The organism is Pseudomonas sp. B14-6, from assembly GCF_013260315.1.
GTDB classification, from domain to species: Bacteria; Pseudomonadota; Gammaproteobacteria; order Pseudomonadales; family Pseudomonadaceae; genus Aquipseudomonas; species Aquipseudomonas mandelii.
Map to the genome: position 1 here is coordinate 1,110,671 of NZ_CP053929.1, position 15,124 is coordinate 1,125,794.

General features: G+C 49.9%; 15 protein-coding genes and 1 pseudogene. 6 read left to right on the top strand and 10 right to left on the bottom strand.

Going from position 1 to position 15,124, the window contains the following annotated elements; translation table 11 throughout:
• Positions 1-162: 162 nt before the first annotated feature.
• Genes HP062_RS05080 through HP062_RS05090 form a run of 3 tightly spaced genes read right to left on the bottom strand, consistent with a single transcriptional unit; the run spans position 163 to position 1,493 of the window.
• The gene (locus HP062_RS05080; protein WP_172790983.1) at positions 163-543 is read right to left on the bottom strand and encodes a hypothetical protein; all 381 of its coding nucleotides are present in this window, start codon (positions 541-543) and stop codon (positions 163-165) included.
• 45 nt (positions 544-588) lie between these two features.
• Positions 589-1,011, bottom strand: a complete 423-nt coding sequence (locus HP062_RS05085) for a hypothetical protein (protein WP_172790984.1) — start codon at positions 1,009-1,011, stop codon at positions 589-591.
• A gap of 41 nt (positions 1,012-1,052) precedes the next feature.
• Entirely contained in the window at positions 1,053-1,493 is a 441-nt protein-coding gene (locus HP062_RS05090) for a hypothetical protein (RefSeq protein WP_172790985.1), read from the bottom strand.
• 211 nt (positions 1,494-1,704) lie between these two features.
• Here HP062_RS05090 and HP062_RS05095 point away from each other — a divergent pair, with 211 nt between their 5' ends.
• Complete coding sequence (locus tag HP062_RS05095) at positions 1,705-2,178, top strand: XRE family transcriptional regulator (RefSeq protein ID WP_172790986.1); 474 nt, start codon at positions 1,705-1,707, stop codon at positions 2,176-2,178.
• Between the two features lie 797 nt (positions 2,179-2,975).
• Here the strand turns inward: HP062_RS05095 and HP062_RS05100 are convergent.
• The 4 genes from HP062_RS05100 to HP062_RS05115 all read right to left on the bottom strand — a co-directional run bounded on the left by HP062_RS05100 (position 2,976) and on the right by HP062_RS05115 (position 7,811).
• Positions 2,976-3,992 carry a hypothetical protein gene (locus tag HP062_RS05100; protein ID WP_172790987.1) on the bottom strand — a complete coding sequence of 339 codons (1,017 nt, stop codon included), beginning with the start codon at positions 3,990-3,992 and terminating at the stop codon, positions 2,976-2,978.
• 172 nt (positions 3,993-4,164) lie between these two features.
• Entirely contained in the window at positions 4,165-5,019 is an 855-nt protein-coding gene (locus HP062_RS05105; protein ID WP_172790988.1) for a hypothetical protein, read from the bottom strand.
• A gap of 7 nt (positions 5,020-5,026) precedes the next feature.
• Positions 5,027-5,926, bottom strand: a complete 900-nt coding sequence (locus tag HP062_RS05110; RefSeq protein WP_306163355.1) for a TniB family NTP-binding protein — start codon at positions 5,924-5,926, stop codon at positions 5,027-5,029.
• Between the two features lie 109 nt (positions 5,927-6,035).
• Positions 6,036-7,811, bottom strand: coding sequence for a Mu transposase C-terminal domain-containing protein (locus HP062_RS05115; protein ID WP_172790989.1), 1,776 nt, complete (start codon positions 7,809-7,811; stop codon positions 6,036-6,038).
• 901 nt (positions 7,812-8,712) lie between these two features.
• On the opposite strand from HP062_RS05115, the pseudogene HP062_RS05120 reads away from it, so the two are divergent.
• The 4 genes and pseudogenes from HP062_RS05120 to HP062_RS05135 form a co-directional block, all read left to right on the top strand.
• A pseudogene (locus tag HP062_RS05120) lies at positions 8,713-8,898 on the top strand (IS5/IS1182 family transposase); the annotation flags it as partial.
• A 305-nt stretch (positions 8,899-9,203) separates the two neighbouring features.
• On the top strand, positions 9,204-10,574 hold the full coding sequence (locus HP062_RS05125) for an NAD(P)-binding domain-containing protein (RefSeq protein ID WP_077748449.1): 1,371 nt from the start codon (positions 9,204-9,206) through the stop codon (positions 10,572-10,574).
• 263 nt (positions 10,575-10,837) lie between these two features.
• On the top strand, positions 10,838-11,119 hold the full coding sequence (locus HP062_RS05130; protein WP_010460264.1) for a hypothetical protein: 282 nt from the start codon (positions 10,838-10,840) through the stop codon (positions 11,117-11,119).
• A gap of 217 nt (positions 11,120-11,336) precedes the next feature.
• Complete coding sequence (locus tag HP062_RS05135) at positions 11,337-11,579, top strand: AbrB/MazE/SpoVT family DNA-binding domain-containing protein (RefSeq protein ID WP_010460266.1); 243 nt, start codon at positions 11,337-11,339, stop codon at positions 11,577-11,579.
• A gap of 250 nt (positions 11,580-11,829) precedes the next feature.
• Here the strand turns inward: HP062_RS05135 and HP062_RS05140 are convergent, their stop codons facing one another.
• Positions 11,830-13,149: an AarF/ABC1/UbiB kinase family protein gene (locus tag HP062_RS05140; protein ID WP_172790990.1), complete on the bottom strand. Its 1,320-nt coding sequence runs from the start codon at positions 13,147-13,149 to the stop codon at positions 11,830-11,832.
• Positions 13,146-13,610, bottom strand: coding sequence for a DUF3429 domain-containing protein (locus tag HP062_RS05145; RefSeq protein WP_172790991.1), 465 nt, complete (start codon positions 13,608-13,610; stop codon positions 13,146-13,148). Before HP062_RS05145 ends, HP062_RS05140 begins: the two co-directional genes overlap by 4 nt.
• A 565-nt stretch (positions 13,611-14,175) precedes the next feature.
• Here HP062_RS05145 and HP062_RS05150 point away from each other — a divergent pair.
• Positions 14,176-14,640 (top strand): hemerythrin domain-containing protein, encoded by a 465-nt coding sequence (locus HP062_RS05150; RefSeq protein ID WP_172790992.1) that lies wholly within the window; start codon positions 14,176-14,178, stop codon positions 14,638-14,640.
• A gap of 105 nt (positions 14,641-14,745) precedes the next feature.
• On the opposite strand, the gene HP062_RS05155 is transcribed toward HP062_RS05150, so the two are convergent.
• A complete protein-coding gene (locus HP062_RS05155) occupies positions 14,746-14,982 on the bottom strand; it encodes a hypothetical protein (protein WP_077748452.1) in 237 nt (78 codons plus the stop codon).
• Positions 14,983-15,124: the final 142 nt, after the last annotated feature.

Here is a 15,124-nt window from a genome sequence, read left to right on the forward strand (position 1 = left end):
TACCGAGGTTCGGATAAGATCCCGACTCACGTAGGGCTGTTACTAGCTGAAGCAGCTCTTTGCCACTAGCCAGGGACATTTGAATATTGCAATACACGGTATCGTCGTCTTCCCGAGCCATATCAAATCCAGATTCCCATGCTGAATTGGCGTGCCCTGTGCTCACTGAACAGTTGGTGACACGGGAGCCCCATTCGTAGCGGGTTGCATGAAAGCTCTGAAACTTGGCCGCCCTACCCCTTTCATGAAGGAAGCGACCAAATATCGCGAATTCATGGTCGTCAACACCCAGAACTTCCCCTCCTTTTTTGCATAGCGAATGCTGGATGTGCGCATCAAATGTCCATCCGCGAAACGCCCAAATCGATCCACCTTGGTATGGCCAAAAACCACACCAACAGCCACGCCATTTGATACGAAGACATCGCTCAAGCATGCAGTGATGGGCGCGTCATAGACGTATTCACTTGCACGAACGATCCGACGCAGCTGGAAATCCGTAAGACGCTTTGAGTGAAGATCGACTTCGTGGATGTCGCTCATTAATTTTCTCCGATTCAGGATTCGCCCAGCGATGGAGTAAAAACGTCAGTAAATTTTTCTGACGTTAGTTAACGACTCCGGCTTGAAAGAGCGATCGTGAGTGTCTGTGTAGATCTTGCCGCTCTCAACCTCAAGCACGCATATCACGCAGCCATTACGGTCATGGCCGATGGAAATCGCCTTGATTATTTCCATTCGCCAACTTTTGCCGCCATTCATCCAAGAGGGTGTCAACGCTTGGATTTCAGTAATGACATAGTCTTCGTTCTGCAACTCAATAGCCTCGAGCAGCCTTGTCTCGTCATTCAACATATCAATCATGTTTATGAATCGACCGTCGAGCCGCTTTTTTACGCATACGTGGTACCAGTGAATATTTAAAGCTCGTGAAATGCCATGCCAGTGCGCCAGCCCCTCCCCGAACATTCCTGGTTTACCTTCAATGTCTTCGATGTTGGTTCTGAACATTTTTGTCTCTATCTGAAATCGTTGCCTAGGCACCGCGTCATCTAAAAGAAAGAAAAGATTGCCTCGAGGCTTGCTGATTTTTCGTGACCGGGCCCCTTCAACAAATAAGTCGTGTTCCAGGTTTCAAAAAGGAAGCCGTCCTGAAATGAAATCGCCATGGTGGAGCGTACCCAGTCGCCGACGTCAAATCGCCGCTCGCTGTCAAAGCGGACATTGTGAGCAAACAACACCAGCGGTAGCTTTCCGGCTGCGTGGATTTTCTGTAGCTCGTCTTCGGTGACGTCAACCTTGAAGATTGTCCAATCCTCAACGAGGCAGTAAGGCTTTCGGGGGAAGAGAGCCTTAACCAGTTCTATGAGAATCTCGTCGTCGTCAGTCGATCCTTGGCGAGGACTGCCAGGCCCGCCGAGTAACCCTTCAGCACCTTCGTTTGTATCTGTGCTCAATCTCGTAATCTCCGTCACTACAACTGGTGTGTTCATCGAGCGATCACCATCCGGAGGAACTCTCGAACTGGGCACCCACCATAGGTACCTCGGTTTTAGTGCTCCTTGAGGAAGCTTTGGTGGCGCCCTGCTACCTTCGAACCGAGGCATCTGGCCCACAGGAGCACCCGACAAAACGGATAATACACTATATTGACGTTTATTCGTAAAGCTCAGTTATGGCTATATCCTGACTTTTGAGAAAGTCATGGAACTGAGAACCGCATTTGCAGCCGTACTTCGGGCGCTCCGTCTTGTCCGGCGCGCTAGGTATGCTGACGTCTCGGATGCGACCCACAGACGTAAAGTCAGTGCTCTCGAGAACGCGCAGACCAGCATCACAGTCGAGCAATTTGACGAGCTGGCGCAATCTCTTGGTCTCGATCCCATAGCGATGCTTACCCTCTGCATTGCCCTCCGCCAGGGTGAGCAACCGCTGACGGTAATTGGTCGTGCATTGACCGACGTGGCGGCCTTCGAAGCTGAAGGTGGTATGAAGGTGCTCGCCGAACAGTTCGATGCCGACGGTAACCTCATAAAGCGCGGACGCGGCAAACCGTTAAACGCAGATAATGAGAAAGCGGTATTGGCACTCAAGGCAGAAGGTGCGACGCAGCAGCAGGCAGCAGCGCAGTTGGGGCTGGCGTTGACGTCGGTGAGGGAGTATTGGAGGAAGAGCTGATAATCAGGTGTTCACCCCTAGCAAATGAGCTCACGCTCCTAACTCTGGCGTAGTGTCCTAGTGGTGATTTAATCAAACACCAGTCTCCCAGAGCGCGCCTCCCATTTTTCACGAGGTTGGTTCATGTAGCTATTACGATGCTACGAAACGGGCGCGTAATGATTTGAACCATCCAACATCCGAAGCAGCTTTTATGCGCCCTAAACCGCGACCTTGCTTTCATGATGTCAGCGCTCACGCAAATTTATAGTTGTTTTGGCTATATAGATTGAAGCGAAAACGTTCTGTAGTGTCGATAGGCGACAGGTCAATTAGCTCACGGCGGCGCAAATCCATTCGCGCATGCAATCGCTCTATCGATTCTTAGATGCAGCTGAGCGCTAGTAGTTCGTATAGGGTTATAGAGATAACCGATGTGCCATAAGCTTAAGTCGTAAAAAGCCTTCATAAGGCTATTGGTTAAGAGCGCTACCTTAGCTGCTGGAAGTTTCCGAACGACACGGAAAGGGCCGAAGGAGTCAAAATCCAGCCTGGTTACCGCCTGTGGCGGGATGACCAAAGCCGTCCGCTCCTTCAAGTCCCGTCGAAATGCTTGCCAGAGCCAGAAACGATTAGGGTACTTCAAGTCGATCAAGGTCGGTTTAGAAAATCCATCACATCCCTCCCTGAACCCTAACGTGTAAGTCAAGATCTTCCATGCAACCACATCTACATGTAAAGCGACGACAAAATGATAGCTTGATCGGCTACCGGTGCGATGTAACATACATCCCGGTATCCAATAAACTGTCGTAATCTTATACATCATAAATAATCCGAGTTAGTTTGGGTATATTCATATGAGTAAGATTAAGGCATGGCGTTTCATAAAGCTTAAGTTCCGAAAAAAGCAATCTCAATATCCCCGGACGATCATCCAGTATTGACCATATCATGTGAGTATTCCAAGGGGAAAAATAACCTTCGCGGAGAGTCTTAAATGCCTGTTCACTGGTAATCCAACCCAAAATAATCGCGCTGAAATAGAGAGCGTACAACCGCGCCAGGCAAGTACTTCGATAGATTTCATTGTAAAAATCGCCATGAATCCCGAGACCCGCATAGGGGTCGCTGCCACCCCAATGTGCGAATGCTATTTTGGGATAGCCGTGATGGAACGCGGGAATCATCATTGACCTCATTAGGGTCAGCACGAACATTTGCACACCAAAGCTATGGCCAGATTTGGATGCCCGCTTCGTCAGCTTATCCAATTGCTGTTGAGCCTTCAGCGCCAGGGAATTTCTCATCGCTCCAGCACCACGGATCAAATCGCAATCCTCCTTGAACTGATGATCATCCCAGTAGGATACAAATGCCTGAATTGTGTAATCGTCATGATCTATAAAGAAAATCGACGAGTCATGAAGTGGAGTACCATGAAACTCGCAGAGAGGCTTGGTCAGATAACACCACTGAACCTTGCTAACCGGAATGCCAATCTTCTGGAAAGACTCGATGAAGCATTGTGAGCAAAACGCCCTTCTGAATTGAGTCGGTATGGTGGGTTGACTGAATTCAGGAAATCGTTTAATCAACCAGGGTTGAGAGATGTTGAATTCTTTTTTGAAGGTTTCAATAAATCCGTTTTCAGTCAAGAGGTCGCGATCTGCGAACCGCTCTCCCCGAAGTCCTATTTTATCACGCTCTATGATCTCGCCTTCCAGCGAACTGAATCGCATATAAGACATGATAGGTATGTGGGCTGTTGAGTTTACTCTCCACATCCATGACGATAGGGTTTCGTCTGCTAGCGGTTCCGGAACTGCATACATTCTTGGGCTCACTATTGCTACTCTTTTCTTGGGAGGGGCTTAACTAGCCGCTTTATCATCCGCACTATCAATAGTTGCTAGGCTATCAAGTCCCACTAAGCCATTGAGGATTTCTTATAAGTATTGAGGGCTCCTGCGCGCATACTGAGGGTTACTTTGTACACATTGATCTTTAGGTAAAAGCATTATGTTCAATTTCGTGACGAAGATCTAAAAAATTATCAGGAAATTTATAAATCAAAGGCGTGCCGGTAAAAGTGATCGTCTTGCTGTTAAAATCCAGATGTGCTTTCAGGAGTTCCGAGCAGTACAGGGTTTCGCACACGTCGATGATACGGTCGATCGGCATATCTTGATCGAGCTTGCTAAATCGAGACATGCAGGGCGGTTGAGCTTTAGTCCCGTAGTGCTGATTGCACCAATCATAGAATCCTTGAACAACGGTCTTTACATTGACTGCTGGAATTATCCCAGAGACAGGGATCACCATGCTAGTTATTCCTATGACCTTTGAGTAACGCTGAAGCAACCTTTTGTTTCTCGTAGACATGATAATTTTATACCAACCAAGGCTTCGCGCAAGTTGATGGAGCTGGTCAAAAATCACCTCTTCCATACTATTTTGATTAGAAATAATATCCAGATCGTCGAAGATAATAATCTTTCTGGCAGCCTGACGGCATTCAATCAAACTTTTAGGCACACGCTTGTAGGTGCGGAAGTCGCTAAAAGGAAAGATTGCGTGGAGTACCTGACCTATTATGTTAAGACTCGATGAGTAAATGCGCGGTTTCACAACAATTACCTCGTCGTGAAATTTTAAAGAAAACTCTTCGAGTATCGAGCTAATTCCTGCTCCTGCATCTCCCCGCAACATTACAAAAATGGCGTCGTCGGATTTGGCTATGCCATCCAAAGCCTGGTAAACCTCTGTGCGTTCAGGCCAGCGATGCTGGAACCCGTGGAGGCCTTGCAGCACCGTGCGAGCAATCTGACGCTTTTTACTTAATGACAGATTTCGCTTCATCTAATCTTTACTGCCCCTCTTCCTCTAATGGCATCTCTGCGCCACGCAGTGCGTAGTTGAAACTCGCCATAATGTCGTCGATGTTATCGAGGTGGCGGTGGTTGATGTGTTCGGTGCCGTCAATGATGCTGGCCATAGCTGATGCTTGCAGAATCTTCACAACGTTATCGGTGATACCCTGCCCCTTGTTCATAATTTTCAGGAACAGCATCTGATCCTGAAAGTTGGTTTTGTTCTTCAGCGGCAAATGGTGGATATAGCTAGATACGAAGTTTCGAAACTCTGGCCCATTTTCCCACCCGTTAAGGGCCACTACAGGATATCGGCGTTCAAGCTGAGGATCCTGACGGAGCACACGCGCAGCTGCCGGTACCCCGAAAGCAAACACCGAGAGGCCGTAGGTGGAGCCTGACAGATTCTTCAGCAGCGAAAGGTTGATGCGCTGCTGAAGCTCGGTCAATGTCAGTGCATCGTGAATCTCATCAATCACAATGGCGCAAATATTTTCCGTCCTAATGATATATTGAAGTTCTGGAGTAATGTTATGGCCTTGCCGCGCCCTTCGCCCTACCCCCAAACCTAGTTCGCTCAGGATAAGATCCTTGAGTGAGTAGCCATTAGGGCTTTGGTGCATGGTCACGAAGATCATTTTGTTTTCGTTCGTAGCATTCCTAGCCTTCATCTCGCCAATCAAAGCGGTTTTGCCTCCTCCTCCTGGAGAGGTAACGAGCATACTGGGTGCGTTGATCTTGTTCCGCATCTTCATTGCCATTTCCATCCTTAGTATGATTTTCTGGGCGCTAGGATGGTGCACCCAGAAGTCGTTGGAACAGGTGATAAGACGAACATCGTCTGGCTCATTGAAGTGGATGTGAGATGCAGGGTGTACGTGAGAGTAATCTGTCATGGTAGTCCACAAAAGTATGAGCGCATGATTCCCCCTAGACTGATGTCCAAATAATAGGCAAGAAAAACCAGACCCATGCGCTCAGGTTAAGTACAAGATAAGTGTTTAATCAGTTGCTATCGTAAAAAATCGGGGGTTGGTTGTAGTCAACATCTTCGGTTTTCTTGAAGAAACCGCCAATGTCAAAAACATTAGATTTCTTAGATGACTTGCCGGTGTCATTGGCCTTGCCGGTGGTGCTGGTTTTGTTCGGAGTCGTACGGCTCAGAGTGCTGTCGTCTTCTGAATTTTTGCCGTGTAAACCTGCTTGTTTTTTATAGTCAGCTTTTCCTTTTTCCGCCTTCCTCCTGCGTTTTTCCTGAGTGGTTAATTTCACCTCCTTATTTTTCTGCTTGGTAATTTCACCATAAGACTGTGCCCCTTCCTTCGTCATGGTGCCATCTCGATCTCCCTTCTGTTGGCGTTGCCAACGGTACATCTCATAGTCCGAACTCCTACTGAAACTATTGCGCACACAAGAAATCTTCTCGAAGATCTCGCCAAGTTTTACGTAAATGAAGCTCAAATCGTATGGATCATACTTAACTGTGACCTCGTCCCGAATCCTGTCCTTAAGTAAGCGTCCGTAATAAAACCTGCGGAAAATCTCAATACCTCCCGGCACTACTTTCTTATTGGAGACTTCTGGGTAAAACCGGTATTTGAAGTCTTCATACTGGGACGTTTCCAAAACCCGACTGTTCGGCTTTTTAGAAAAGTGCCCATCCCATGCTTGCGCAGGAGTCGTGTCTAGCTCCGAGTGTTTCGTCTGATGGTAGGCGTGTAAGGTATAGGCCAGTATACGGCGCAGCCCAGTTAACCCAATCGCGGCCTTCTTGTTGCTCTTCAGATGTTTGCCCTGCTGAGCATTGGAGCCTGTGGTGCCTGGCAGCGGATGGATCGTGTTGATCATCAACTTTCCAATCAGACTTTCAATGTGGCCACCTTGGTGCTTTTCGGGAATATCTCGGTGCTCAACGTCAATGCCAAAGTCCTTGGCGTTGAGGACGAACACGTCAGAGATGAACTCCTTTGCATTATCGGTGTGGATGACTTCCGCCAGTCCGTAGTAGGGAAGCAGGTGTTCTGGGAGTCCTAGGCTTTGCAGAAATTCCACTTTGGGCAAGGCGCAGTTTTCCATCAGCATTGCAACAGATACAGCGCTTGGCGGAAGCAATGAGACGTAAAATCCCAGTATCACACGTGTATGCAGATCAACCGCCAAACTGATGTAAGGACGTCCCAAGACGACCGTTCTGTCGTCCTCGTCCACTACCATAAGATCGACAACCGTATGATCGATCTGCACCCACTCCAGCGGCCTCTTAGTAACTTTATAACCGGGCTTTGCCCCATACCTTTGCTTGGTTTGGTCTCCCGTGTGAGTCATCTTGTAAAGGAGCGACTCTGTTTTGGCTTTGATCCAAGTCGAAACGGTATGGTAACTCGGCCTAAGCGTCCGCCTATTGTCGGCTTGGGTTTGACAATGCTTCCATACCGCCGCGATGGTCTTGTGGCTAGGGTAGTGTTCCTCGAACATCTCCTCTATCAGCTTCAGTGTCTCAGGATTTGTCACTGTGAGGCCTGGCTTTCTTCCCGTTACATCCGGTACCAGTGCCCTGTAACTTTTAGCTCCTGCCATGTATTTCAGTAGTTTGTAAAAGCGAGACTTCTTGACGCACAGAATCTCCATAGCTACATCAGCACTGATTGTTCCTGTCAAATAGTCTTTGAGAATTTCGTACCGCCTAACCGCCTCTTCATGCCGTCTTATTTCGGCGAGAGTACTGGTTGAATCCAGCTTCACATTAGAAGCTTCCAAAATATGCCCAGGAACATTTTGCATTTACCATTCCTCTAATATGTGGTCAGATCTAAAGACTCACATTGTTGACGAAATAATCGCCAGACCCTAGATCGACCACTTTCGATTTTTTAAAGAGCGGGTTGTAACTTTCCAGCTATTGGATGCCGAGCAGTAAACCCAAATCTATTTTGAAGGTCAAGAGCGCCTCTTGGTACTGTCAATATATCTAAATTAAAAATTTTTCTGAATTTATCTTGGCGCACTAAATCGCTGGAAGCCCCAAGTAACGGGCACTCCAGAATTTTCGAATATTTTTTATTCCTAAAATCCACCCATGGTTTTATGGTTATATTGACAGCCGATTAGGACTTCCAGTTAGTCATTTGAACTCAATAATATTATTTAACGCCAAAATCTATCGAAAATTTAGATGCAAAAAATTTGAAATGCCAGGCCGATCCAACTGCTTAATAATTATGGATATATTGCCACTTTCTCCTTAGTTCTTTCGGAGAGCGGGGATGAATAATGTATGAGTATTGACAGGAATCTTGGCAGCCAGGTTGCTCTGACTGGCGCATGCGGAGACACAGGAGAGGTGGCGGCGCGGGTTAGCCAGATTTTTGCTGGACGCTGAAAATGGTTTGAATCAATGAGTGGGAATTCACGAATTGGACTTAAATAAATGAGCGGAAAATCACGATTTATTTTGTTTCTTGAATGGAAAAACCCTGAAGGACTCCACTAATTTCCGTAAGAGAAGGGTTTGGAATAGGAATTGCTGGGTTTTAGGGATTTCCACTCAAATCGCGATTGGCGCACCCGCACCGACAGAGCTCTCTGAGTGCAAGTGATAGCGAGTCGCCTGTCACTCAAGCGATTCGTGCGATGACCAACTGGGATTCATCTGACGTACTGAGCCGAGCCGGTGGCTCGAAGGATGGAGGAAGCGCTATATGAAATCGCGCCAATACGTCAGTTCGCATGCCTGACCATCAGCGCGTCTAACTCCGAAGACACCACGATCATGACCTTCCGGCACCTGCTGGAAATACATAAGTTGGCCCATGCGATCTTCACCATCATCAATGGTTATTTGCAGGAAAAAGGCTTCTCCCTACGTCGGGTGTGTTAACGTTCTGACCGGTTTCAAGCATTTTTTCTCCTGTTTGACCGGATCGAACGCTGCCTTCCAGCGTTTTCTCGAGAACCCTCGCTTCATTGGTGGCCTGCCCACCCTCCGGCCTTCTGTTTCACCGACAGATGCTGCCTTCATCACATTGCACTATCGGTAAAGCCGATTTTAGTGCGCATCACTACAGAGCTTGATGGCCCGACCGTTGCCGGTACGAGCATCACTCTTTTCCGCGCTCAGTCGTCGTCAGGGCCAAGATCCCGCGCGCGATGAACCGCCTGAAGAAAGGAGTCTTTATGACTTTTAGAGTTGCCATTCTTGGCGCCGGCCCTAGCGGCTTGGCACAATTACGTGCTTTTGAAGCTGCCCGTTGCGACGGCGCTGAATCCCCCGAGATCGTTTGCTACGAAAAGCAGAGTGACTGGGGCGGTCTGTGGAATTACACCTGGCGCACCGGTTTGGATCTGTATGGCGAGCCCGTCCATGGCAGCATGTACCGATATCTCTGGTCAAACGGCCCCAAGGAATGCCTGGAGTTCGCCAATTACAGTTTCGAAGAACACTTCGGCCGGCCGATTCCTTCCTACCCGCCACGCGCCGTGTTGCGAGACTACATCATCGGCCGCGTAGCCAAAAGCAACGTGCGACAGCACATCCGTTTCAATACAGCGGTGCATTGGGTTGCCTATGACGAGAGCACCGGCAAGTTCGCGGTCACCGTGCGCGACCTCAAGCAAGACCAACTGATCACCGAAGAATTCGATCACGTAATCGTCGCCACCGGGCACTTCTCGACCCCCAACGCGCCCTACTTTGAAGGCTTGGAGCAGTTCCCCGGTCGCGTATTGCACGCCCATGATTTCCGCGATGCATGCGAGTTTCAAGGCAAAAATTTGCTGCTGGTTGGCAGCAGCTACTCCGCAGAAGACATCGGCACGCAGTGCCACAAGTACGGCGCCAAGTCGGTTACTTTCAGCTATCGCACCAAGCCTATGGGCTTTGATTGGCCGGAATCTTTTGCCGAAGTACCGTTGCTCACCCATGTGGTCGGCAAGACCGCACATTTTAAGGATGGCACCAGCAAAGAGGTCGACGCGATCATCCTGTGCACCGGGTATCAGCATCACTTCCCGTTCATGCCCAACGAGTTGACGCTGACCACGCGCAACCGGCTCTACCCGGAAGGCTTGTACAAAGGCATCGTGTCTTTGGCCAATCCGAAGCTGATGTTCCTCGGCATGCAGGATCAGTACTACACGTTCAACATGTTCGATGCCCAGGCCTGGTATGCCCGGGACATTATGCTTGGCCGCATCACGCTACCAGTAGAGCAAGCCATGGTCAGCGACAGCCGTGAATGGGTGGCTCGCGAAGAGCAAGTGGCCGATCCCTTTGAAGCCATCGACTATCAAGCCGCCTACATACTCGACCTGCTTGAGCCCACCGATTACCCGCCTTTCGATGTTCTCGCCGTGGCTGATATCTTCAAGGAGTGGGAGCATGACAAAGAAGCGGACATCCTCGGCTATCGCAACAAAAGCTACCGCTCCACGCTGACCGGCACCATGGCGCCCGTGCATCACACGCCGTGGATGGATGCGATGGACGATTCACTGGAAGCCTTTCTGCACGGCAAGCAATCGAAGCCTGCAAAGGTATCTACATGAATCAGCCAAGCCTGAGCCAGGCACGGTCGCACTCCCCTCTCCAGTCGACCGATAAGATCGAGTACGGAATCATCCCTGGCATGTTCCCAATTTCACACGATCGCCGTGTTGGAAGAAATTGATGATCCGCCTCCTCTCTTCGACCTGAAATCCTGTGGCTGTATCTGCAGCCCAAATTTTCGACACGATCGATTGGATGTTCCCCAACCGGCCACTGGCCTAGTCGATTACTGGGTGCCTGGTTTCCTCATAGGAGTGACAAATTGCTGACTCGACCCGACAAAGATGCGCTACGTGCAATGCTCGAATCGCAAGTTCAAGAAAAGCTACAGCACGACCCTGATGCGGTAACGACTTATGCAGCACAGCCTGAACCCGAACGGAAGCCATACACCAGTAAGCCCACGGTTCAGGACAAGGCTTTTCACAAAGAGTTAGAGCAAATGCGTGCAGATGCCGAAGCCGGAGTGATACATACGCCTAAGCGTGAGTCTCAGGAGACGGGGGCTCCTAGCCTTAGGCTGGACGATTATCCAGATCTGTAAACCAGTAAGCCCACGGTTCAGGACAAGGCTTTTCACAAAGAGTTAGAGCAAATGCGTGCAGATGCCGAAGCCGGAGTGATACATACGCCTAAGCGTGAGTCTCAGGAGACGGGGGCTCCTAGCCTTAGGCTGGACGATTATCCAGATCTGTAAAACACGCCGCAGTGAATCTAAAGGCATTGGACGGCTTCAGAATTAGAACCAATGGAGACCACACGTGAGAAAGCCCCCTTTGAAGGTCATCATTGAAGAATGGGATGGTGACGGCGCTATTCGAATTCCGGACGAAGCGCTGCAGGAATTGGAACTGGATGTCGGCGACGCTGTGTATTTGATAGAAGAATTTGTTGGCAATACGCGCTGCCTTGTCCTATCAAAAAAGCCTCAAATCACGGATCTGATAGACGAGCTCACGGAAGCATGGAATAGCAGGCAGCTTGGTAACGCCCAGGAGAAATGAGACAGCTGCAATGCGCTTCGCGAATCAATCGTGGCAGGCCAACTGCGGAGTGAATCGCTCAGGGCATATGAATACTTTGGGTCGAACCGGGCTTAAGCCCGAATGAGCGATAGCCGATGTAGCTATAGCTCCGCAGCCCAGCAAATCGCCAATTGAATCAGAGATCAGATACTTGCGGGCCGAGAATTATGTAAAGGCCTGGTTAAGCAGTAGTGGTACCCAGGACGAGCATTAATCGTCCATAAAGCGCTCACATCACGTAAGGCTCGAACAGCCTCCGGACATTCACCCGCGCCTTCAGCTTCGCGGCCAACAGGTACAAGCCTCCCACCTTGCGATGCAGAAACAGTACATCCACAGGTGGCGTGTGCCAGAAGTCGCGGTCAGCACCTAGTTCCCAACCGGTATCACGCAAGCGTACAGCCAGGTCAGACGTCGCAAAGTCATAGGCACCTTGAAGCCTCAGTGGTTCGCAGGCCTGTGTAATGAGATCAGTGAGCACCGCTCGGTGTTTGGGCAGTGTTTCAGGCTGAAAGTAGCCGACGTCCAGTGCGGCATTGGTGATGGCGGCACGGTCTTCATGCAGGCCTGCAATCAACAAGCGGCGATAAGCCTCGGTAGTGTTGCGGTCATAAAGTCGCGTGGCGCCAAAGTCCAACAACACCATCCGGCCGGAGCCTTGCTGATAACGGTAATTGGCATAGTTAGGGTCGGTCTGCACGCACTGGAACTCGAACACCTCGCGAAGAAACAGGCCGAATAGCAACATGATGATCCGGTCGCGCTCTGCCTGCGGCGCGTGCTCTAGTGACTCCACCGCTACTCCATCAACGAAGGACATCACCAAAATATTTGGCGTGCTGAACTGGGCATACGCACGAGGAACCAGAAAGTCAGGACTGTCCGCCAACAGTTGATCAAAGCGCTGTAGGTGCTCGGTTTCTTTCATGTAATCCGCTTCATCCTGTAGCTGACGCTTGGCCTCTTGGAGCAATGGGCCGATGTCCATGCCTTTAGGCAGCATCCCGGACATGCGCAGCAACGTAGCAACGTTATCCACATCGCTGGAAATACTCTCGCGCACGCCAGGGTATTGCACCTTGATCGCCAGGCGTTGGCCGTCCTTATCTTTCGCAGCATGAACCTGGCCGATGGACGCTGCCGCCAATGGCGTGAAGGAAAACCGTTCGAAGCGCTCTTCCCACCCCTTGCCCCAGCTTCCGTTGAGGACTGCCACCAACTGGCTCATAGGCATAGGGTGAGCGTCGCAACGCAGACGAGAAAGGATTTCGCTGAACTCGCGCGGCAACAAATCACCTGTGTCCATCGATAACAACTGGCCAACCTTCATGGCGGCGCCACGCAGTTGCGACAGTTGCTCGACCACCCGATGCACATTGCCCGACGTCAACAGAAGTTCGCTGAGCGCCGGACGTTTGCCCTGAACCCACTGCCGAGCGCCTTCGGCTAGCATGCCGCCCGCGACGCCCGAGGCCAAACTGCCAAAACGCATCAACCGCGATAAGCGGCTGCCAGGCACGGGCAACGAACCGGGCTCACGAGGCTTCATGAATGAAGCGCCTCAACGATCGCGGCAAGCAGCAAGCAGACGCTCGCCACGAAGGTAAGCCGTAATCGCATCGGCAAGTACCAAGCGGGCAAGCTCGTAACCCGCAACAGCTGCCTGTCCTGCCGGAGGTGGGCAACAAAGCCGATGACCAACAGCAAGCAACCCAATGGCATTGGCAGTAACGTGGCAATCCAAGCAACAAGCGCAGGAATGACACTCCAGATGAACCGGTCTCTGCCCTGCTCGGCGCTCATGTCTTGCACGGTCATGGCGAAGCCCCAGTGTAAGGCGCCGACAAAGCTCAGGATGACTGCGCCATAGTTAACAAGCGCAATCGTAAACAACGACCGATAGTCGAGAGAGAACGGGATCAGTAGCGCCAGAAAAATAAACGGCAACAGACCGCCATAACCCAGCAGGCTGACGTGCTTTGGCGGAGAGGTTGAAGGCAACACGTTCATTTGTATTCCTTGCAGTGAGCGACACTCAAGACTGTAGGCCCAAAAGCCCCGCTTGGGCGAGATTGATGGCGATCCGAAGCTGGGGTCAGCGTAATGAATCGCTTTGTAGAATTGGATCATTGCCCATTGCTTTGCGGGCAAGGAGGCGACGGCATATAAGGAGTTTCGCATCCTTGAGATCATGCTCAGTGCCTGCATTTACCAAGTCGACCGCACCCTAGAACCCTTCCAGTCTTCAGTTCTTAGTGATCGGGTTTTTAAAGCGTTCCAATGCAATGAACAGATTCTTGAAACCAAAATTAATAGGGAAACCGCGCCAGCTGTGCTTTGCCTGGTCGTCCAAGGCTCCCTGCCCTGCGGCGAGTTTAAGATGTTTACAGACCTCCTTTCAGCGAGACAAAGCGCGAACTCTGTGCTCGCCTATACTAATAATGTTAAATCATGCTGGTGAGCTCGGCTAACAAGGCATTGATAAATATGGAGATTTAAAAAATTGTTTGCCTTGGAGGTCGCGGGTTAAGAAATATTTCGCCGTGACGGTTTGGTGTCGTTTAGAGGTTTTGATATGAACGTCTTGTTGAAAGAACTTCAGGCATATCATCATGAGGTCGCTATAAAAATCACTCAGATCAAAGAGTTGCTGAGGAAGATGAGGCATGAATCCGAATCCGATGGTGCTGATGACTGCAAGCTGTTGTTCAAGATGCTGGAAGCCATGCATGGTGATGCAGAACGACAACACCATGAAAATGAAGAACTTATTAGGCTGGCATTGCTAGCGACTGAGGCGCCGATCCACCAACGGGTTAAGGATATCGAGCGAGATCATCAAGCATTTGGGCGCATTGCTGGACAGCTGAAGATGTTGGAGGACACAACTCAGGAAGCGAGAGTAATTGCTGATACTATCGATGACTTTATCAAAAAATACTTCGATCATATGGACTCGGAGGAAAATATTTTCTTTCCGTTGGCAGATAAATGGCTGGCAAACGAGCAGTGGCAGGAAATAAAGCGTCAGTGGCATTAATTGCGTCTTACCGTAGACCTTAATATTCTAGCTACTACTCAGATCCGCGATCTAACAAGCTCGGTTTGCTTTACTTGATTTGGTAATCGGAATATTGCAATGCGCTCATTTAAGCCTCCTAACTTTTTCTCCGGTGAGAAAAATTATAAACTCGGAATCGCTGATCTGACTGACCGGCCCAAAATCTATCGCGCGCAAATATGATGATCCGTTAACCCACTTTGACTCATCGCCAATCATGGCGTCTCGTGACGACTGGCTCGTTGATTCAACAATCGTATATTGCCGTCCAGACTTACCTATTGCTTCGAAGCGATCGGTTTCTTGAAGACGACTAGCCATTTCATAGAACTCCATCTCGGTTGGAAGCCGTTAAAAGATAGCATCGTGGTACTGAATTGCCAGAAAACGGGCTTGTTCCAGCTTCGGTAATTTATCCGGTGTAATAGGCAAGCCCTCAAACGTCGCTGCAAGCGTAATCGGC